This is a genomic window from Ferdinandcohnia sp. FSL W7-1320, assembly GCF_038050315.1.
GTDB classification, from domain to species: domain Bacteria; phylum Bacillota; class Bacilli; order Bacillales; family Bacillaceae_L; genus Ferdinandcohnia; species Ferdinandcohnia aciditolerans.
In genome coordinates this window covers 2724507-2746568 of record NZ_JBBPAM010000001.1, presented here as the reverse complement: position 1 = coordinate 2746568, position 22062 = coordinate 2724507, and the positions used below count along the sequence as shown (strand labels likewise).

Below are 22062 nucleotides of genomic sequence, written 5' to 3'. Positions count from 1 at the left end.
TTGGTTTACACATCAATGTATGGTTAGAATGTGAAATTTAGTTGGTCATATAGAATTTATTGAGATCATTTTTACCTTTTTCTGGATCTTGCGAATGGTTCTATCTTCTAAATCTATCTAAAAGCATACGCATTTCTATTTTGCGTATGCTTTTATCGCTTTTTTTCATAAAAACGATACACAAATGGATAATTATTACAATTATTAGCACTATTAATATCCATTCTACCTTTTTCTGGATCTTGCGAATGGTTCTATACTCTAAATCTATCTAAAAGCATACGCATTTCTATTTTGCGTATGCTTTTATTGCTTTTTTTCATAAAAACGATGTGCAAATGGATAATTATTACATTTATGAGCTCCTTTAATATCCCTTCTCCCTTTTTTTGGATCTTGCGAATGGTTCTATACTCTAAATCTATCTAAAAGCATACGCATTTCTTTTTTGCGTATGCTTTTATTGCTTTACATCAAAAAAACGCATACGCAAGTGGATAATTATTACATTTGATAAATCTTTTAGTATCACTTCTCCTAATTTGGACCTTACGAAGTTGCTAGTAAAATGACATTCTATATAAAAGCAACCAATTTACTAAAGTCAAAAAAGCTTGAGGGTTTGAACGTCCCCTCAAGCTTTTTGGTGAATTATTTGTATCAAAAAATGTAATTTATTTTTCTTCAATTTGCATCAGCAAAAGTCCTTTTTGGTTAATACAGAACTAATAAAAGTTCCCTTAATTACCAGGTTTGTTTGGTTTCCCTGGTTTATCTGGCTTTCCTGGTTTGTCGGGTTTCCCTGGTTTGTCGGGTTTCCCTGGTTTGTCAGGTTTCCCTGGTTTATCTGGTTTCCCCGGTTTGTCCGGCTTTCCAGGTTTATCTGGCTTTCCTGGCTTACCTGGCTTATCTGTCCAAATGATTGTGTATGTTAAAGTTGATTTACCATCTGTGCCAGTAACTTTAATTTCTGCCTTATCCGTAGAATGTACAATGTCTACAGTAGCACCTGTCTGTGTAGCCTCTGCCACGATATTTTCAGTTTGCTTACCGGACGACGTATAGTTTGTTGATCCAGGGTGAAAACCTTCTAGTGCTTCCCCATTTATTGTAATTGATTTCAAAGTTGCATCTGTTTCAGGTACAGCAATTTTATGCAGCTCACTACCTACAGCATAATAGATGCTTCCATCATTGCCTAGTGTCATGCTGTTTATAAAATCTTCCGCAAGTACTTTATAATTTAATGTTTCAGGGTCAATCGCAATTAGTTTACGAGATAAAGTTGTATAAAGCATTCCATCTGGACCCCACACGAGTTGGTAAGGAAACCATTTGCTACTATTATATAAGCTTGGTCGAATCACTCTGCTATCAACAACTTCATAGGTTTCTGGATCCATTTTAAAAATAGTTCCTTCTACAGCACCCCATAAATAACCATCTGGCCCGAATGATAAATCACCAATCATACGAGGTGTCACATCAATACCAGGTATCTCAGGTGTAAATTCTTTAATTTTCTCACCTTTTTCAACATCCCATACGAAAATTTTGGCTTCTGTCGCTTTAGGGTCAATTCCTAAGCCACCCCATACAGAAGTACCACCAAATAATTTTCCATCATGATAAGCTAAGCTAATTATACTTTGGTCCTGAACAACATTTCGTTGCTGGAACCATTCACCTGTATTTTCATCATAGATAGCAAGAGCCCCACCTAGTACACCATAATCAGGAATTGTTCCAACAAATAGCTTGTTATCCCCTGACGTAATCGCAAAAGGACGATCTTGTTCATCTTTTATATCATATTCAAGCTGTGGATTGCTATTTAAGTCTACAGGTTGATTTGGATCGTAACTGTACATAATCGCACCCACATATGTGCCAAAATACACTTTGTCATTCAAGAAGCCAATCCCCTCTGGTTGAGCAAAGGAAGAAATATTTACTTCGATTTCATTTGTGAACGGATTATACACACTCATACCACGCTGATATCCACCCATATATAGTTTGCCATCTGGACCCGTTTCAAGTGACTGAATCGCTACTGCTGTTGCCGCAAGATCTAAAATGACGAAATTCAGTTCATTTGTTTCCGGATTATATAACATATATTCTCCGTACTGTGTGACCATTGCTAATACCGTCTCACCAGTAGATAGTGTAATCCAAGCCATATCCTTTACTCGAGGAGTATCCGGAAGAATTGGAATGTCTTCAATTAACGTTTCGACGTTTGAACTAAGGTCATATTTGAATAATTGTGTTCCATTTTTGTAATAAATCGTGTTCGGTTGATTAGGATCTGGTTCGGAAATCATATTACTAAATGAGAATGAACCCTCAACTTCCATTGTCTCTGGATTGACGACAATCATGTTAATTGTTGAAACGGCCACAAGTAGCTTCCCATTTACAACCCAAACATCTTGGATGAATCCATTTTCACCTGAGTGTCCTTCTAGAATTAGCTCCTCTTTTTCACCTGTATGTCGATTAATCTTATACAAATGTTTTATTGTTCCAGTTCCAACGTAAATATAATCCCCATCTACTGCGAGCCCGCGTGCATAATCCTCGTCCGAAACACTACCAAAATCCTTAAATTCACCTGTGTTTATGTCATACTCGAAAACACCTGAACCTGGATATGTGGCACCATAAATTTTACCATCATCTGTCGCTTCTAAATCCCATACCCATGCGGCAGAAGGATTGGCCCCGAGGTCTTGAACTTCTTTTAATTCTGGGACATAGCGGTATAGCTTTCCGTCAGAAGTGCTTGCGAAGTATACATTTTTATCAGAACCAATGGTAATTGCCCAAACTGCCTCGGTATTCTGAATGACTTTTGAAAACTTAAGCTCCCCTGTCTCAGCATCTAAAACGGAAAACGTACCTGGTGCACCATTAGAATGATAATATACTTCATTTTCACCTAGACTATTTTCCTGAATTGCTCCTGCTTGGCCTAATTGAACATGAACCATCTCACCTAAATTAATAGGATTTGTATATTCACGATCAAATTTACCATCATCCGTAACTTTTTCGAAGGTAACATCGTCAAAATAGACCTCTGTAAAGCTAATGCCGCCTGAATAGAATGCTAGTCTCGCATAGGCTGCATTATCAGGAACAACACTAAATACTTTTAGGTCAGTCCATTCATTTTTTGGTAGGTTCCCATTTAATTCTCTATGTTGTGTAATACTATTATTGTCCGAATCAAAATAACGAATTTCGGTTACCACGTTATGTGTCTGACTTACAACATTTGAATAAACTGTTAATAAATAAGATGCACCAGCCTCAACTGCAATTTTGTCACTTAAGACACTAACACTCGCTTTGTCAGTTGTGTCATGCAAGTGCACGCTTTGGGCTCCAGTACGAGCTCGCTCCGTACTTACTTCTATTCCAGGTCCCTCAAATTCGGAAGTCCAACCAGGAATACTTCCATCAACCACAGCTTCTTCAAAACTAGGATTCATCACTTCCGTATGGATATCGTCAACTGGAGGCTCTTCAATAGTAGTCCCTTCAATCGTAACATCATCAAAATAAGCCTCTGTGATAGAAGGATGACCCGAGTTGAATCGAAGTTCAACTTGTGTTGCTCCATCTGGAACCTCAAAAGGAACTTGAATTTCAGTCCACTTATCTTTACCTAAAGTAGCAGCATTAAAGTTAATAAAAGTAGCAGATCCAACTTTTTGTCCTTCACCGTTAAAGAAATGAACCTCATACCCAATACTGTGTGATTGGCTAACAACATTCACATATGCTTTTGCGATATATGAAACACCTTTGGTAACAGAGATTTTTTCGCTTGTTACCTGCAGGTTCCCACCTGGATTATTGCTATTTTCATCTTTAAAGTGCAAGCTTCTGTTTCCTGTACGAGCTTTTTCTTCACTAAAACTAATGCTTGTCGATGGATTATTGGTAACAAGACTCCACCTAGGATTATCAACTTCTTCAAAACTACCATTTGGCACTTCGACTTGTATCGTCTCAGCAGAAACAGGTAGCATATTTGAAGTAGTAAATGGAGCGATTAGACCAAATAATAGAGTAAAGCAAAATGTGAGCATGATTGATTTTTTCAAATTTCTAACTCTCAATACAACAAACCTCCCCTTAATAAATTAGATATATGTAATACGTGATTTGACCTCCTTTCTTTAACAAAAAAGCGTTTACATATTTTTGATAGACTAGTAAACACTTCCTTATATTGATTCTACTTAACTATATTACTCATAAAAATAGGTCTTTCTTCCGATACTCTGTCATAAATTGGACTTTAAATCAGAAGTGAGATTAAAAATGAATCCTAATTACAGTTTTTACAAAATTGCATATTAAAAAGAGGCTGCATAAATGCAACCTCTTCTCTCCTAATATAAAAGTTAATGTTTGGGACAAGGGACCAGTCCCTCTGACCCACTTATTTGGTTTGAGCGGTTCGATCTTGGAGTTGGTGAACGGATACTTCACCCCAGCTTAGGTCTTTGACGCGGTAGGTTTCGATTAAGTTTTCGTCTAGTTCGATTCCTAGGCCTGGTACATTACGGTCAGGGACATGGAGATAGCCATCTTGATATTGAATGCGATCTTTTACGACGTCTCCGATATAGAGTTCCGGTCCTGTTGGGTCGGAAGTATAATTTAGATTTACTAGATTTGCTCCCAAATGGGCCATTGAAGCAGTGCCAATCGAAAGTTCTTGTGTGGTTCCTAAGATGACGCTTTTACGAGCTACTTCGGCAACTGCTGCTGCTCTTTTTGCTGCTGTTAATCCACCAATAAAGATTGGGGAGATATTAAAAATATCTACCGAATCATGCTTGATCATTTCGTACTGATGTTTCGTGGACCAAACATGTTCACTGATTGGATAATCGGTTCTCATTCTAATATGATTCAAGCCCTCATAGTCATTGGCAAAAGCAGGGCTTTCTATCATCTCAAGTCCTAAATCATATTTAGTTAGTCGCTTAACTGCTTGTAATGTTGCTTTCCAATCAAGCAAGTGACTAAAGTCAAGTGATTTAATTTTCACTTCGTTGCCAAACTCGCTTTTTACAGCTGCTAAAAAGGCTTCATCGGCGTCAATATTTTTACCAACATATAAGCGGAATGTATCAAATCCTTGGTGTAATCGTTGACGTACGACCTCGATGTTCTCTTCTACCTCTTCCATAAATCTCATTCGGAAAATCGGGTAGCATACTTTAATTTTTTCTCTTATTCTACCACCAAGCATATCAGCAACCGAAATACCTAAGTACTTCGCACAGAGGTCATAGAGGGCAACATCGACTCCATTACGGATGAAGCTCCCCTTTTCATAATAATACATAGCTTCAGGGAAATTACCAGACAGCTCCTGGTTAAGCTTCATAATATCAAATGGATTTTCACCAACCAGAATGGACCTAAGGACATTTGTTAAATCCTCAACATCTGGTGCGTAGCGTGGGAGATGGGAAAAATCGGACATCTCTCCAATTCCTACGATCCCTTCATCAGAAAAAATTTTAACAATAATATGCTTATTTACAAAACCGGTATGACGTGGAATACCAACAACTGTTAACGTAATATCTGTTATTTTCATTTACCATCATCCCTACTTTACTATTATTTTAGACCTTGATATCCACGATTCTTAAACTGGTGTAATGGTTATTGTTTTAATAGAAGTAAAAAATTCTTTTGCCGCCTCACCTTGTTCTCTTGAATGGGAACTAGATTGCTTCATACCACCAAATGGAGCTTGTAATTCAACACCCGCACTCTCACCATTTACTTTGATCAAGCCTGCATCTATCTCATTAATATACGTGAAGGCGTTACCAATATCTTTTGTAAATAATGATGCTGATAAGCCGAACTTACTATCATTTGCTTTTTCAAGCGCTTCTTTCAAACTATCAACTTTAAATAAACATAGAACTGGGCCGAATATTTCCTCTTGTGCAATTGCGCTTTTGTGGTCGACATTCTCAAACACAGTAGGTTCAACATAAAATCCGTTACTATATTCATTACCCTCTGGTACTTTACCACCCGTAAGTAGTATACCCCCTGATTTTTTACCTTCTTCTAAGTAATGAAGTACGGTTTTGAGTTGAGACTTTGATGCTAATGGCCCCATATACGTGGATTCATTTAAGCCCGACCCTATTTTTATGTCAGCTACTTTTTCAAGTACTTTCGCTTTAAACTCCTCATATACTGCTTCGTGAACAAAAGCTCGGCTTGTCGCTGTACATTTTTGTCCGGTATGTTTCATGGCACCGCTTACTGTTAATTCTGCAGCTAGCTCTAGGTCAGCATCATCAAGGATAATTGCTGGGTTCTTCCCGCCCATTTCCAACTGGTACTTTGCCCCTCGTTCAACACAGCTCATGGCAACAACTTTGCCAACTTCATTAGATCCTGTAAAACTGATAGCATTCACATGAGGGTGATTGATCAAATGGTCACCAACAACTGAACCTCTTCCCGTTACAATGTTAATGACACCTTTCGGAAACTCTGCTTCTGCAAAAGCCTCGATTATCTTAATCGCTGTAATCGATGTTTCAGAAGCAGGTTTTAAAACCACCGTATTTCCATACACCAATGCTGGGGCGATTTTCCAAATCGGAATGGCAATTGGAAAATTCCAAGGTGAAATGACTCCAACTACACCTACTGGTACACGTGTTGTAAATAATAGGTTTTTACTTCCGCCCGATGGGATATTATCTCCCATTTTTCGATAACCTTCCTGCGCGTAGTATCGTAAAATCTGAACGGCTCTAGTTACTTCACCCTTTGTTTCTGCTAAGGTTTTTCCCATTTCAAGTGTTGCCGTTCTTGCAATATCATCTAACTTCTTTTCTAAAATATCAGCTGTTTTATGTAAAAAATGGCCTCTCTCTAACGCAGAAAGATCCTTCCAATATGATAAAGCTCCTTTTGCAGCAACAACAGCGCTATCGACATCTTCTGTGGTTGAACTAGGAAACTTCCCTACAGTCTCAGAAAAATTGGCAGGATTCTGGCTCTCTAATAACTCACCACTACTTGATGTACGCCACAGTCCATTAATGAAATTCTCATAGATTTGACTCATAATTTTCCCCTTTCTATTTGATGAGATTGGGTACAAATCCCCATGATTCAAGTAAATCAGTTAACTCCTTACGATCGGCTTCATTAAGAGCAGAAACGGGTTGTCTTGTGATCCCAGCGTTAAGTCCGATTTGCTCCATTGCTTCTTTAATAACAACCACATTATTTCCACTATTATATTTCGCACGTAAATTTTCAAAAGGTACGACCTCTTTCCATACCTTCCAAACAATTTCGTCATTTTTTGATTGAAGCGCATTCAACATTTCAAAAGATTTTTCGGGAAAAAGATTAACAAGTCCTGAAGTAAAACCAACTGCCCCGGCATTGAAGAAAAATGGTGCCCATTTCTCGGCCGTTCCACAAATCCAGGCAATATGGTGTTCGGGTGATACAGTTTGAACAGTGTTAGTAAATCTAGGGAGGTCGTTTACAGCATATTTAACTGCGACAAGTTTTTCTAATGGGGCTAATTTGACAAGAACATCATCACTTAAATTAGGATCTTTAAAATAAATACAAGATGGTAAATCTACACCTTCAATAATTGATTTGAAGTATTCATATGCACCTTCATTTGTAATATATGGATGGATCGGCATATGAATCATGACGCTGTCAGCACCAACTGTTTTCGCGTAATTTCCCATCTCGATGGCTGTATCGACCGAGTAACCAATACCAGCCAATACAATGGCCCTTCCATCTACATACTCTACTACTCTTTTAATCTCTTCTTTTGCTTCCTCAATGGTAAGGGAGTAAAATTCGCTTGTATTGCCACAAGGAACAATGACCTTCACACCTCTTTGAATGAGAAATTCAACATTCTCTTTTACTCCGTCCCAATCAATTTCTCTTGATTCTTTTTTAAATGGGGTAATGGTAATGCCAGAAATGGTTTCAAATTTTTCTTTCCAGTCAGCGTAATTCATCTTATCCTCCTCTAATCCCTGATTATTTTTCTGTCGATCCTTTTAACACATCATGCAAGGTTCGTAAAATATGTTCTTTCATAAGATGTTCAGCTAGGTCTGGATTCTTAGAGATAATCGCATTACCTATTTTGCGATGCTCAGTATAGCCAGATACTAATTCCCCTTTTTCCTTTAGTGCTCTTTTACGAAAAGCTTTATCAAAGCTTGCGATATTATCAAGAATTTGCGTAACCATTGGATTATCAGCAATAGCTCGAATCATACCGTGGAATTTGGTGTTTTCCTCTACCAATCGCTCTACCTCATTTTGGTGCAAGAGGGACTCCATTTGCTCCAATTGTTGCTGTAATTCCGCTTTTTGGCTATCATTGATTTTCATCGCTGCAAGCTTTGCACAAACTGCTTCCACGCCTGCTCGTAAGATTTGCACTTCTTGTATATTTACATCCGCTAAACTTGATACATATGTACCTTTTCTAGGAATGGTTTCAACAAGCCCTTCTTGGCTGAGCATACGGAACGCTTCTTTGATCGGAGTGGTACTCACTCCCATCTTTTCTGAGAGCTCCCTTTCTTTTAGATGATCCCCAGGTTTGAATTGACCTGAGATAATCGCTTCACGAATGGATTCAAGAACAACATCTCGTAAGGATTTCACCTGTTCTGTTTTCAAAGAGAATAATTCACCGTTCATTATTTCCACCTCCAATTTGGATATTTTTTAGTTTGTGATATCTGATATATCATATATTAGCACTTGTTTTATTTTTTGTAAATAACGAGTAGTAAAAAATTTCAGATTATTTTAAGTGATTGATCTCATTATAAGCCATTAATAAAGGTGCAACACCATGTCCGTTGTTATCTACTACCTTCTCGCCACGAACATAATAGTCATAGCTACCATCACGAATTCTGCCTAATTCGGGGTGTTTCCCTAAACCAGCACTTCTACAAATACCTCCTAAATACACTTCCCCATCCTCTTCGCGCATATAGGTTTCTACTGTCCCATTAAATGCAGCTACTCCGTATTTTTCGTAGTCTTTTGATAAGTATCCTAGGCGTACAGCTTTTAAAAGAGCATAGGCCATCATTGTTGTTCCACTTGTCTCTAAGTAATTTCCTTCCTCACCTGGATGTTCCACTACTTGATACCACATCCCATTTGGCTGTTGATAAGGTAACATTCCATCAATTGTTTCTTTTAAAAGGATTCTTAACTCGTCAGAATCAACATTTTCACCTTCTATAAGTTCTAGTACATCCACTAATGCCATTACATACCAACCAACCGCCCTGCTCCAAACATGTGGTGAGTGGCCCGTTTCTTTATTACACCAAAACATACTACGACTCTCATCATAGGCATGAACGTATAGATTCGTTTGATCATCAAATAAATACTTGCGGACGTTTTTGAATTGTTTGATTGTATCAGAGAAATCTTTCTCTTCATGAAACTCCTTGATATATCTCACATAAAATGGCTGCCCCATATAAAGCCCATCTAGCCAAATTTGATTTTCATAATTCGTTTTATGCCAAAAGTTCCCGCTTTTTGTACGAGGATACGTTTGTAACTGTGTATACAATGTATCTAAAACCCTTTTATACTTTAAATCTCCTTCTCTATTAAAGAGGGTAAATAAAACGTTTGCCATACGAATTTGATCAATATTGTAGTATTGGGTATCAATCTGTTCAATTTCTCCCTCATCATTATAAAGTCTGTCAATAAAATCCTTTGCAAATTGATACTCACGCTCATTACCTGTTAGCTCATAGCTATCTAGATAAGCTTTTAAAATGCATGATTCAATGTAATGCCAACGATGCGTAAACCATTTGCCTTCCTGCTTCATATAATCCTGTTTTAGCTTTTCAACTAATGAATATGTCATTCCGATTTCCCTCCAATTTTATGTAATCTTCTTCTAGAAGATATATCATATTTCTTATTATTTAAATCGAATATGTAATCGTTGTCAACACGGTGAAACTAGGATTTTAAGTACGTAAAATGTTGTCCAATCCTTGATACCAAAGGAATGTGGCTAAGAGCATTCCACCGATAATTTTAAAAAGTTAAAAAATTCTCAAAAAGCTATTTACTAATCGTCCATCATCCATTATGATAAAAAACATGATATATCAAATATCACTCAAACGTAGGAGGTTGATGTAATGAAAAAGCCCGGAAAAGTTTTTTCTCTTCTTTGTGCCGCTACATTAGGAATTGGTTCACTAACTGCTTGTGCTGGTGAAAGCGCTTCAAAAGATTCTAACGAAGAATTTACACTATCAGCTATGGTTAAACTCCACTCACCTGAAGTCCCTAACAAAAAGATTATTAACATCCTCGAAGAAAAAACAGACATGAAACTTGATTTTCAATTTGTGCCTTATAATAATTATAAGGAAAAAGTAAATGCCTTATTTGGATCTGGTTCATTCCCTGACTCCGTTGTTTTAGACTTAGACATGCTTACTCAATATCATGAAGCGATTCAAGATGGTCAATTTTGGGAAATTGGGCCATACTTAGATGAATTTGAAAACTTGAGTAAAATGAAAAAAGATATTCTTGAAAATACAAAAGTTGATGGAAAGCTTTATATGGTTTATGAAGGAAAACCTCTCTCTCGACAAGGCATGATATATAGGAAGGATTGGGCTGAAAAGCTTGGATTATCGGCTCCAAAAAATATCGATGAATTCTATGAAATGCTGCGTGCCTTTACGGAAGAAGACCCTGATGGGAACGGAAAAGACGATACAATTGGGTTAACAGATCGAAATGAATTAATTTTTGGAGCATTCAAAACGGTTGCTTCTTGGTTCCATACTCCTACCAACTTTGGTGTAGATAACGGAGAAATCAAACCAGAATTTATGTTCCCTGAATATATGAAAACACTTGATTTCTTTAGAGACTTACATGAAAAAGGTTACATAAACAAGGATTTCCCAGTTACAAGTAAGGCGGATCAACAAGGCTTACTTAAAAGCGGTAAAGCAGGCGTATATGTTGGATCAATGGGTGATGTTGAATCGCTTTATTTAGATGCGGTGGCAATTAACCCTAATGCTGAGTTCGATGTACACAATCAGGTTGCTGGTCCAGATGGAAAATTTACAGTTTGGTCCCTACCTGGATATGGAAATGGTATATTATTCCCGAAATCCTCTGTTAAAACAGAAGAAGAGTTAAAAAAGATACTAAGTTTCTATGATTTCCTTATGACTCCCGAAGGATCTAATTTAGTTTATTGGGGTATTGAAGGCGAACATTACACTGTTGAAAATGGCGAAGTAGTCATTAAAGACCAGCAGATATATGATAAAGAAGTTCGTCCATTACAAACACTAAAAATAGCTGAAGAGGAAACAAATGGTCGTTTAAAAGCAAAATATGATTACGAGCCAATGGGAAAAGCTGAAGAACTATTCATTGACAATGAACAATATTTAATTCCTGACCCAACAGTCGGCCTGCACTCCCCTACATTCAATGAAAAAAGCTTAGCGTTGCAAAAAATCATTGATGACGCTACCTATCAATATATCATTGGGCAGCTTGATAAAGCTGGTTTTGAAGCTGCAGTCAATGAATGGGTGAAGCAAGGCGGAGACAAAATCATGGAAGAATTTACGGCTGCATATAAAAAGAAATAATAACTCACAAGGCCTGCATAACAAATGCAGGCCTTCTTTTTAGTTATATTCCAATAAATCTCGTGTCGTCTTGTTTAAGAGAAAGTGTTTCTAGAAAGCGTTGAATTTCCATATCCCAGAATTCCCAGGTATGACCATAACCGTCAGCTACATGGTAGGAGTAGTCATAAGAATGGCTCAGTTCATGAAAAAAGTCGCGTACCTTATCGTTTAAATCTAACCAAGGATCTTCACTACCACATGCATGATAGATTTTAGGAAGAACCTGATTTGATTTCGCCGCTTCAATCGCAAGATATTCAAGATCATTGTCTGTATTTTTTATATCAGCGTCACCAAAAACCTCGATTCGTCCTTTTGCTTTCTTAGAACCATCATTACTAAATGGAACATCAGCCTTATTTCCAGCTGAGAAAGCGCCGATAGCAGCATAAAGGTCTGGTCGTGCTAAACCAATCCGTAAACAGCCATACCCACCATTCGAAAAGCCTGATATGTAGTGATCTTCGCGTTCCTTAGACAAGCGAGGAAACAAATGACGGATAAGACCTGGAAGTTCTTCTGTCATATAGGTAAAAAATTGCCCACCATGTTCCATGTCTGTAAAGCATGAATTCATTCCTCCTGGCATAATGACAGCAATTCCAAATTTCATTGCATATTTTTCAATATTACTCATCCGAAGCCAAGCAAATGCATCACCAGACCCACCGTGTAAGAGCCATAGTACTTTAAGTTTTTCTTCTTTCTGAAACGGTTGCCTTTCCTGTGGAAGAATGACATTTAATGTAACTTCCATCCCAAGCACTTCAGAATATACACAGGTTTCAATTAGTGCCACAACCATTTCCCCCCTCTTCGTAAGACTGGGTTCTTTGCGGTTAACCATGAAATAAATTTTTCTACCGCATGATCCCATTGTTTCCAATCAGTATGTTCACCAACTGTTTTTTCAAATGTTGTCTTCACTCCGAGATTTTTTAGATATGTATTGAAGGATTCGTTTTCTTCCAATAAATGATGTTCTTCATTACACGATAAATAAATATCCGATAGTGGTTTATTTAAATTTTGTAAAGACTCTGCTGCTTTGTATAAATTTTCAATACTGTTACTTAGTTCGTCAACTTGGCCAAATATATCTATTGCCTTATGCTTTTCTAAGCGGTTCGCAATCCCTACTACGTTTATTGGACTTGAAAAAGCAGCTGCGACACTAAAAGTATCTAAAGCAGATAATCCTGCTTTTAATGCTCCATAGCCCCCAATCCCATTTCCGGCAATAAAACGTTCGTCTCTAGTTTGAGAAAGCGGAAACATATTTTCGCAAAGCGCTGGCAATTCCTCGGTGATAAAGGTAAAATACGGTTTTCCATGGTACATATCTGTGTAGTAGCTTGTATGGCCCGCTGGCATGACAACAGCAAGTGAAAGATCATCTACATATCTTTCAAAGCTTGTTTTTCGTAGCCATGAGGTGTGACCATCCCCCATCTCATGTAATAGATAGAGAGTTGGAAAGGATTGACTATTTTCAGTAACTGTCTGGGGCAATAATACGGTCATTTCGACAGGCATGCCTAGTATTTCTGAATGATATTTTACATTTAATAAAGCCATTTCATCTCTCCCCTTAAAAAGAAAGAGCGATCTCCTACTTGAAGTATCGCCCGTGCTTTTTGTTTACTATTGTATCACTATTTAATTCTTTTTCTTCTCATCCATTGTGTTGCAGCCCACTTGTCACCAACAATAACCGGTGCCCCACCATGTAAGGTTTGCTCATTTAAGTCCTGGTCATTATAAAAGTATTCAAAGTACACAGCCATCCCCTTTTGAGGAGATACTGAAAAATTAAGTTTAGGAAAATACGTTTCCCCACCATGCTCCACATCACTTAAATACATCACCATTGTACTGATTCTGGGGTTGTTGATCACCTTGTTAGTAGATGTAAAAAAGTCAAAATGAGCTTTATATTCCTGCCCAATTTGATAATTAAGGATTTGAAGACCTTCTCCATGCTCAGTTGGTATATTCATAATCTGAGAGATTCTTTTTTCAATTCTACTAACTAGTATATTTTCACTTTCTTCTAAGAACGTACTACTACTCGTTCTCATATTATCTACGCGTGCATTACTAATTTTTGAACGATGTATTTTATCCTTTGACAAGCTAATTAACTCATCACATTCTTCATCACTTAATACATTACCTAAAATCACGATTAAGGGCTCTTCCAACCTAGCAATTATCTTAATCACTCGGTCTTCTGTTATGATTTTATTGCCAATATGATTAAAAATGGTTGGCTCCTTTGTTGGTAAGTCTGTAGCATCCATTGTCATCTTTCATCAACCTCTACTGAAATTTAGATTTTTTAAAATAAATAGATTGATAGTAAACAGAAATAATGATTGTTCTTGGTTCCCTCCTGTTTTAAGAATGGATGTAAATGTTGAAATTAGTTTAACGAACTAATTTTTGCTTTTTTATTTTACACTCTGAAAATGTATTTTTCTACTATTTTTTTGTAAAAAATAACAAATAAGTTTTCTAGTCATATTTTAAAGGGAAGTTTAAAATAAATAGCCGATACCCCCTGATTAAGGGGACATCGGCTAATCGTAGTATTGGTTTAAATTAAAATACCTGTTACTTCTAATGGTGTTAATGCTTTTGTGTTATTTATAAAGACAAACGCATCATACCGCTCAGATATTACTGATGGGACATAATTACCATAATGCTCATATTGCGGATTGTAGACAACACCAATTGCACGGTGCCCAAGTTCTTTTTTAAATATATTTCTATTTTTCTCAGTAAAAACAAGTAGCTTATCGAATTCTCCCGCCTTATACAGGAGATCTTCCCAGCTGCCACCAACTGCGGGAGGGGTATTCATTTTTTCAAAATCCACACCCCATTCGCTCGCTGCGATAACCGTTCCATGATGTGTACCGAAACCAACGATAAACACATTTTCAGAACCCATTCCTTCCCTTATTAGTTGTCCTACATTTACCAAGTCTTCCTTTGCCATATCAGTTGCTCTTGCATCACCGACATGTGTATTGTGTTCCCAAATGATCCCTTTCGAATGATGATGATAAAACGAATCAATTTTTTGGATCACCTCAACCATGTGGCGATCTCTGATATTCCACGATTCATTATCGTTCGTAATCATCGTCGTATAATAATTTTCAGCATTAGCCGTAATAAGTGCGTTTACTTCTACATTTAAACTGTTTTCCTGTGAATCTTGATAAGCATGTTTATTCGCTATTATTTCCATCAGGAGCTTTGTGACCTCTTCATGACATCCTTCGTTATAAAAAGAAGAGGACAATGCATACTTTTCCGATTCTCGATTAAAAGGTTCAAAACATGCGAAGGCTTTTCTCGCGACCTCAAGATCAGGAGAGTTTCTTTTTTCTAAGTACTTTAGTATCTCATCCATTGATTCCCATAAACTATAAATATCAATTCCATAAAAACCGACCTTTTTTTCATTCCGTTTTTCTTGGTTAAATTCTTTTAACCATTCAATTAGATCAATTATTTCTTCATTTGCCCACATCCAGGTTGGCCATCGTTTAAACGAAGCTAGAACATCTCGGGCGTTTTTATGTTCATTTGAGTAACCTTTAATATAGCTATTCACCTGTTGGCAAGCTGGCCAATCGCCTTCCACTGCTATAAAAGTAAAATCTTTTTCAAGGATTAATCTTTTAGTGATTTCCGCACGTGTTTGATAAAATTCAGCCGTACCATGTGAGGACTCACCTAACAATATATATTTTTGATTTGTGATTGCAGAAATTAGTGGGTCAAGGTCATCTTTAAAATTAGTTAACGGAATTGAGTGTTGTTGGATCGATTGAATTATTTTATTTACCATCATAACCCCTCAGTTTTTGTATTCTGCTTGATACGAATTCTCACCCGAATGAACAGAGAGAAGTGTATCAGCATAACCAACTAAACGATTTACCAGTTCATCCGAAATGACATAAACGAGCTGATGAAGTGATTCCTTATGCAGGGCAGGGTCGTCAAATATTATTGTGGTATTTATGAATATTTCCTTTGTATCATATAGGTTATAGTGGATAATAACCTTACCAGCTGCACCGCCAGTCGTCGGGTCCTTATAGCTTGGTAAAAAAACATACCATTCCTCTGCCGAAGGAGATCGAAAGTTTTTTGTGAATGTTAAACCTTTCATTTCTTCCTCAATTTGTTTCCTCATTTGTGTGTCGATCACTTCAATAATTTTTTCTTCCATCGCTTACTCCGCTGGATTAGCATCGACAGCTATCTCGTAGGCATCTAGAACCATGTCACGTTCAGAGGGATTTTTGATTCCTGTCAAGAACTGACCATCTTCCGTATTCTCTACCTGCATCACAAAGGTATGGTTTTGGTCCTGTTCAGAGCGTAACAATGCAAATGTTTTATCCTTCATGTCAAATAAAGCCTCAATCGAAAATTCCTTTTCGTCTCCATTCTCATCCATTACAACAATCTTATCTCGATAGACTTCGCTCATGTTGTACACCTCCTGTAATTTGCATTCATATTTTTTCCTAAACCAACAAAATTACTAAAGGACTTTTGAAATGCAAAAAGCAGTGTATTTTCTAAATTGAAATACACTGCTTCTAAAGTGATATTGATTTAACTTTTGTTTTGTCCTCTACAACCACTAAATTGGAAATTAATGTCTGGGACGAGGGACCTGTCCCTGTGTCCCATTATTCTTCATTGAACCAAAGTTTTGTGTTGTCGTCGACTTCGCCGTTGTAGTTGATTAGGATTTCTTCGCCTGCTTTTATGTCTTTGTACGCATAGAAATCAAATGTGTGATTATCGAAGTTTATATCATAAATGGCATTAGGTTCATAGGAATGGTTAAATAGCATGCCATATCCGAGAAGGATCGCCGTATGATTAATTCCATATTCAAACGCGTAATCAGCAAGTAATGTTTTTTCAATATGCTCGTGCTGTTCATTCGGATAAGAAATCACGGGTGCTTCATGGATTAGTTGTCCTTTTTTAATATCCATAGTAGCAAATACCCCTCTATTGAATTCCCCATCACTTAGTAAAGATTTTTTTATTTCAATCATCTTGTTTGCCCTACCTCATTTTTGACTTCCTACTAACTTTAACATGAATGAGCGAAAACAAAAAGGTGCCAGTTTACTGACACCCCGTATCACTTCTTATTTATTAATGTTTTCGCAAATTTTGTTGTTTTTATATCGTTGACTGCCGCTTCAGGTGGACGCTTTCCGCGGGCGTGGCTTGAGCCTCCTCAACGAAATGTGGAGGCGGCTTTCACAAAAACGAGAAAATTGGCCGACTAAAGCGCCACGTCCTGTGGCGACGTCTGCACTAGCACATCCTGTGCGTCGGAGACTCCGACAAAGAGGCGTAATTTGCCTCTTAAGGAGGAGTTGAAATTTCTCGAGTTTCTAGCCGCTACAACTGGACCGTCGCTACCGCACCTGCGGGGTCTCAAGTCTCACGCTTTTCCCGCTGGACATTGAAATTTGCTTCTTTGAAATAACCCACGCACGAAGAAAATGTGAATACAATTTCGAGGAGTCGCCACCTTACGCTCCGATCAACTAGTTTTGCGCTTTTTTATCAAAATACAACAATCTCTTAGAAAAGATTCTATTTAAACAAATCAATCAACTTCGCCCAGAAGCCTTTGACTTCTTTTTCTTCGACTTCTTTTGCTTTTGGTTCTTCTTTCTTAATGCTTTCCGTTTTTATGACGAATTGGACAAGATTAACATTTTTATTTTGGTCTGATACAAAAGAGAACGCTTCGAAATCTGATTTATCATATTCGGATATCATCTGGTCCACTTCTTCCTTCATTTGTTCTGGTAAATCACTCGTTGACTCATATAATTTACGAGTACCATTGTGTAGTTCAGCTACTCCGTTGTCAAGGTCACCTGTACCACCTGATAATTTCACAATTCCCTGATGCATTTTTTGATAGGATTTCGATAACTGACCAACTCCACCTGTGTATTTCACCAATCCTGAATGAAATGTTTGATAATTGGCGGATAATGCAGCAAGGCCATTTTGTAGCTGAGAAAGAGATTCAGTTGAACCCGATGCTTTTAATGATGCTGAAACCTCGGTTGCCATATGATTGAGATTTGTTGCCACTTCCGTGAGTCCAGTCATTAATCCCGCTAAAGCATTATTTACTTCCGTAAACCCAGCTTGGACCTGAGTAAAGGTACCTTTAACAGTTTGTGCTGCCGTATATGTGTTCAGAAGTTGATTGACAACTTCCTGATTTGCTCCGCTGTTTTGTAGTTCTTGAATTTGTTCTTGTGTAATTGTTGCTTTTGGGATAGTTGCTATTGCTTTGTCTAATGAAGAGTAAGCTGTTGAATATCCTTCTTTAAGCTTAGCTATTTCTGATACTGTCCCTTGTAAACTCGCTGCCATTTGCTGAAGTCCAGCGGTTAATTTATCAAGGTCGCCAAGATTCACATCTTCAGATCCAGAATTTAAGGACTTGCTTATCTGTTCAAGAGCTTTCCCAATTTCATTCGAGCCATTAACAAGACCAGAGGAAGCTTTGTTAATATCAGTCATACCTTTATTGTATTGACCAGAACCGTTTTGAAGTTCCTGCACACCACTATTTAGCTCGGAAACGCCATTCTTTAACGCTCCTACTCCATCATGAAGCTGCTTGATTGCGTTCGTTAAAGATGACATGTCTTCTGTCATTTCATCGATTTCAGGTGCATCAATCGACATCGATGATGGAACGGCTGTAATGTTGATTCCTTCAAACTCAAAGTCGACAACATCTGCTTGGAGTTCGAATTCTTCCTCTTTTTCAGGCATGACAGTAAAAGTAACTTGTTTGTTTTTACCTGCATTTGCAAGCATTCCTTCTTCAGCTTCAATGTTCGTGTAAAGAGCTGGATCAAGTGTTAATGAAATTTGCAATAAATAATTTTTAAAGAAGACCGGATTCACTTCTTCATTTGAAGACGTTTTTATCTGTATTTCAATTTTTCCGTCTTCACCAATTAGTTCTTTTGGTGCCATTTCTTTACCGTCTAGTATATAGGAAACATCAATATTCCAAGGTAATGCTTTTTCATTAACTGAACCTTGATAATAGAATTTCCCTTCTGGAGCAATAATTTCTACTTTATCATCTTTATGGATAATTTCTGAGAAGTCTGTTAAGTTTTTTAATGTTGAATAAGATCCATAATCGACGATCTTCCCTGCTTTTTCGATATCCAAAGTATTAACCACATATATATCTTGCTGCTTTCCAGTGGCACTCAGCGTTGCATATACGACCTCATCTTTCGTTGAGATTATTCCGTCGGCCGATGCAGCAGTGACAAGAAATGACGGCAATACGAGAGTGATAGAAAGTAAGATTAATAGTACTTTGTGTATTCTCTTCATCCTCATTTCTCCTTATAATGATTTGCTTTCCATGTAGTTTTTTCAATAACCTTATCAAAAACCAACACAAGTGCTGGTAAGAAAAATACGACCATGATAAATGCAAGCAAGGCTCCTCTTCCTAACAACAGTCCAATTGATGATACGATAGGGTTTGATGAGGTAAACGCTAAAATAAAACCTACACTTGATAAAATAGCTGCCGAAATCCCGATAGAGAAAATCTTCTCATCAAGTGTTTTCTTAATCGCTTGAAGTGCAGACATTTGCTTTCGATTCGTTGTGTAGTCTTCGGTCAAGAGAATTGCATAATCGACCGTCGCGGCAAGCTGTACCGTACTGATTATCAAATAACCAACATACACTAATGACGAATCTGTAAAATATGGGACGGAGAGATTAATCCAAACAGCAGTCTGAATCGTGAGCAATAGCACGATAGGATACGAGATTGACTTAAATGTCACAATAAGGACAAGGGCAATCGTAAGAACCGTTAAGAGATTCACTAATGCGTTATCCTTTTGAATCGTATTTTTGATATCATACAATGTCACACTTTCCCCAAGTGAATGTGCCTCGTCTCCATAATACTCTTCTGCAGTTTGTTTAATATGTTCGATTAAAGAAAATGCTTGGTCGCCTTCATTTTTAGTTGTTGTATTAATAATAATGCGACTGTAGTTGTCTGAATAAAATTGCTCAGTGATCGATTTGTCCAAATACTCTGGAGGAATCGCGCTACTTACAGTGTTAACGTACGCTAGAACACTCGATACCTGATCAATCTTCTCAATATCTTGAATGAACGCTTCTTCTTTGGCCAAATCCCCTTTTGGTACAAGTAGAACCATAGGAGTATAGGCTCCAAATTCTTCCTGGATTATCATTTTATCGCTACCAGCTCTCGTTGACTCAGGTTGATCTCCAAGACCATAGATGAAATTCGTCTCACTTTGGGCCATAAACGCAGGTACAATTAACAATGCAACTAATAGTAAACTTGGAATTCGCAATTTCACAACCATGCTTCCAATTTTAGTAAAACTTGGGATCAGTGGTTTGTGCTGTGTTTTATCGATCCACTTAAAAAATAACAAAGTCAGAGCTGGTAAAAACACCATAACACTGATAAAGCTTAGTAAAATCCCTTTTACAAGGTTGATTCCAAGGTCTGAACCAATTTGGAAATTCATTAATGATAATGCCATAAACCCAAAAAAGGTGGTTGACGCACTTGCTGTAATGGCTGGAAACGATTTTTTCATCGCAAGCTGCATTGCTTCTTTTGGATCGGAAACTGTCTTTCGATAGTCTGAAAAACTATGAAGTAAAAAGATCGCATAATCAAGTGACACCGCTAGTTGTAATATAGGTGCAACCGATTGGGTTACGAACGAAACTTCCCCTAGAAAAATATTGGTTCCAAGGTTAATGAGAACAGAAACCCCAATTGCAGTAAGGAAAAATACCGGCTCCACCCATGAGTTCGTCGATAATACTAGGATAATGATAATAATTGGTACTAACAATAGAGCAGCATATAATGATTCTTGACCAGCCATCTTTTGTGAAGTGGCTGTATCTAGAGCTTCACCTGCCATTGCATTTTCTTCTCCAATTACCTCGTAGATGGCATCCGTTACCGCAACTTCGTCTCCCTTTTCAATACTTAAAGAAAACAGTGCGTTATTTTCCTTGTAGTAAGACTCAACAGTCTTTTCATCCGCCATTTCGATAGGCGTTTTAATATCAATGGCATCATCTAACCACGTGACATCCGACACACCATCAATTTCAGAAAGTTTCTCTTTGTAACCTAGTGCTTCCTGTATCGTGACGTCATGTATCATGACCCTCGTATTCGGCACAGCCCCTTCAAATTCGTCTTCCATAATTTCCATGGCTTTCACAGAAGGAGCATCCTCCGGCAAATAGTCAACCATATTATAGTTAACGACAACCCCAAACTGAACAATGGTTGCTAAAAGTGTGAGGAGCATAAATACGATGACAACTGATTTTTTATGTTTAATAATTCGTGTTGCAATATCTATAATGTTTCACCCTCTCTTGCATAACCGGCAATTCCACTATAATATTATATCGACACGGTGTTGCCTATTCAACAAACAGTTTATTAATTTGAGTACGTTTCACAACATAATAACCTAATATGTTGGATAACTAATAAAAGAGGGATTAAAATGACATCAACTAAATTAGATAGACGTAAACAATACACACGAATGGTATTAAAGGATAGCATTATGAAGCTATTAAAAGAGAAATCAATTTCGACAATTACAGTAAAGGAAATTTGTAAGGAAGCAGATATCAATCGTTCTACGTTTTATGCTCATTACTCTGACCAATATGACCTACTTGAAAAAATAGAAGAAGAGATTATTGAGGATATGATTACGTATCTCAATCAATATGATTTTGATAAAGAAGACGAAACTCTACAAATGACAGAAAAATTGCTGGAGTATATTGTGACTAAGAAAGATATTTGCCAAACATTATTGAATGAAAATGTGGATACCACGTTTCAGCAAAAGGTCATGGATATTGTCCATCGATACCTCATGAAGAACTGGGCCAGTAGCCATCTAGATAAAAATGATTCCGAATATTTTAGTACCTTTATTATCAGTGGAAGTATTTATGTGATCAAAAGATGGTTAAAAAATGGAATGGACAAATCACCAAAAGAATTGGGCGAATTAGTCAATAACATCATAAACAAGGGCGTAGCAGCATTGAAATAAGCGGATGAACCGTGGGGGTGGGTCACTTGTCCCAAGCATAAGAA

General features: G+C 37.4%; 17 protein-coding genes. 2 read left to right on the top strand and 15 right to left on the bottom strand.

Translation table 11 applies throughout. The annotated features are described in order from the left end of the window. Window positions 1-740 precede the first annotated feature (740 nt). The 6 genes from NST91_RS13700 to NST91_RS13675 form a co-directional block, all read right to left on the bottom strand. Window positions 741-4136: a carbohydrate binding domain-containing protein gene (locus NST91_RS13700; RefSeq protein WP_341331584.1), complete on the bottom strand. Its 3396-nt coding sequence runs from the start codon at window positions 4134-4136 to the stop codon at window positions 741-743. 326 nt (window positions 4137-4462) lie between these two features. After that, on the bottom strand, window positions 4463-5635 hold the full coding sequence (locus NST91_RS13695; protein WP_341331583.1) for a mandelate racemase/muconate lactonizing enzyme family protein: 1173 nt from the start codon (window positions 5633-5635) through the stop codon (window positions 4463-4465). A gap of 51 nt (window positions 5636-5686) precedes the next feature. Further along, a complete protein-coding gene (gene gucD / locus NST91_RS13690; protein WP_341331582.1) occupies window positions 5687-7141 on the bottom strand; it encodes an alpha-ketoglutaric semialdehyde dehydrogenase GucD in 1455 nt (484 codons plus the stop codon). 13 nt (window positions 7142-7154) lie between these two features. Continuing rightward, window positions 7155-8075: a dihydrodipicolinate synthase family protein gene (locus NST91_RS13685; RefSeq protein ID WP_341331581.1), complete on the bottom strand. Its 921-nt coding sequence runs from the start codon at window positions 8073-8075 to the stop codon at window positions 7155-7157. A 22-nt stretch (window positions 8076-8097) separates the two neighbouring features. Then, window positions 8098-8772, bottom strand: coding sequence for an FCD domain-containing protein (locus NST91_RS13680; protein ID WP_121446104.1), 675 nt, complete (start codon window positions 8770-8772; stop codon window positions 8098-8100). A 106-nt stretch (window positions 8773-8878) separates the two neighbouring features. After that, a complete protein-coding gene (locus NST91_RS13675; RefSeq protein WP_341331580.1) occupies window positions 8879-9982 on the bottom strand; it encodes a glycoside hydrolase family 88/105 protein in 1104 nt (367 codons plus the stop codon). Between the two features lie 283 nt (window positions 9983-10265). Here NST91_RS13675 and NST91_RS13670 point away from each other — a divergent pair, with 283 nt between their 5' ends. Continuing rightward, window positions 10266-11756 carry an extracellular solute-binding protein gene (locus tag NST91_RS13670; RefSeq protein ID WP_341331579.1) on the top strand — a complete coding sequence of 497 codons (1491 nt, stop codon included), beginning with the start codon at window positions 10266-10268 and terminating at the stop codon, window positions 11754-11756. Between the two features lie 43 nt (window positions 11757-11799). Here NST91_RS13670 and NST91_RS13665 read toward each other — a convergent pair whose 3' ends face one another. The 9 genes from NST91_RS13665 to NST91_RS13625 form a co-directional block, all read right to left on the bottom strand. Continuing rightward, complete coding sequence (locus tag NST91_RS13665; RefSeq protein WP_341331578.1) at window positions 11800-12597, bottom strand: alpha/beta hydrolase; 798 nt, start codon at window positions 12595-12597, stop codon at window positions 11800-11802. Then, on the bottom strand, window positions 12588-13376 hold the full coding sequence (locus NST91_RS13660) for an alpha/beta hydrolase (RefSeq protein WP_341331577.1): 789 nt from the start codon (window positions 13374-13376) through the stop codon (window positions 12588-12590). The genes NST91_RS13665 and NST91_RS13660 overlap by 10 nt, the downstream gene beginning before the upstream one ends. A gap of 77 nt (window positions 13377-13453) precedes the next feature. Continuing rightward, complete coding sequence (locus tag NST91_RS13655; RefSeq protein ID WP_341331576.1) at window positions 13454-14107, bottom strand: 2OG-Fe(II) oxygenase; 654 nt, start codon at window positions 14105-14107, stop codon at window positions 13454-13456. Between the two features lie 290 nt (window positions 14108-14397). Beyond that, the gene (locus NST91_RS13650) at window positions 14398-15666 is read right to left on the bottom strand and encodes an erythromycin esterase family protein (protein WP_341331575.1); all 1269 of its coding nucleotides are present in this window, start codon (window positions 15664-15666) and stop codon (window positions 14398-14400) included. A 9-nt stretch (window positions 15667-15675) separates the two neighbouring features. Next, window positions 15676-16053 carry a hypothetical protein gene (locus NST91_RS13645; RefSeq protein WP_341331574.1) on the bottom strand — a complete coding sequence of 126 codons (378 nt, stop codon included), beginning with the start codon at window positions 16051-16053 and terminating at the stop codon, window positions 15676-15678. A 3-nt stretch (window positions 16054-16056) separates the two neighbouring features. Further along, complete coding sequence (locus NST91_RS13640; protein WP_341331573.1) at window positions 16057-16317, bottom strand: DUF1292 domain-containing protein; 261 nt, start codon at window positions 16315-16317, stop codon at window positions 16057-16059. A 205-nt stretch (window positions 16318-16522) separates the two neighbouring features. Further along, window positions 16523-16900 carry an SET domain-containing protein-lysine N-methyltransferase gene (locus NST91_RS13635; protein ID WP_121446096.1) on the bottom strand — a complete coding sequence of 126 codons (378 nt, stop codon included), beginning with the start codon at window positions 16898-16900 and terminating at the stop codon, window positions 16523-16525. A gap of 553 nt (window positions 16901-17453) precedes the next feature. Further along, entirely contained in the window at window positions 17454-19244 is a 1791-nt protein-coding gene (locus NST91_RS13630; RefSeq protein WP_341331572.1) for a methyl-accepting chemotaxis protein, read from the bottom strand. 2 nt (window positions 19245-19246) lie between these two features. Next, window positions 19247-21247 carry an efflux RND transporter permease subunit gene (locus tag NST91_RS13625; RefSeq protein WP_341331571.1) on the bottom strand — a complete coding sequence of 667 codons (2001 nt, stop codon included), beginning with the start codon at window positions 21245-21247 and terminating at the stop codon, window positions 19247-19249. A gap of 204 nt (window positions 21248-21451) precedes the next feature. On the opposite strand from NST91_RS13625, the gene NST91_RS13620 reads away from it, so the two are divergent. Beyond that, window positions 21452-22018: a TetR/AcrR family transcriptional regulator gene (locus NST91_RS13620; protein ID WP_341331570.1), complete on the top strand. Its 567-nt coding sequence runs from the start codon at window positions 21452-21454 to the stop codon at window positions 22016-22018. Window positions 22019-22062: the final 44 nt, after the last annotated feature.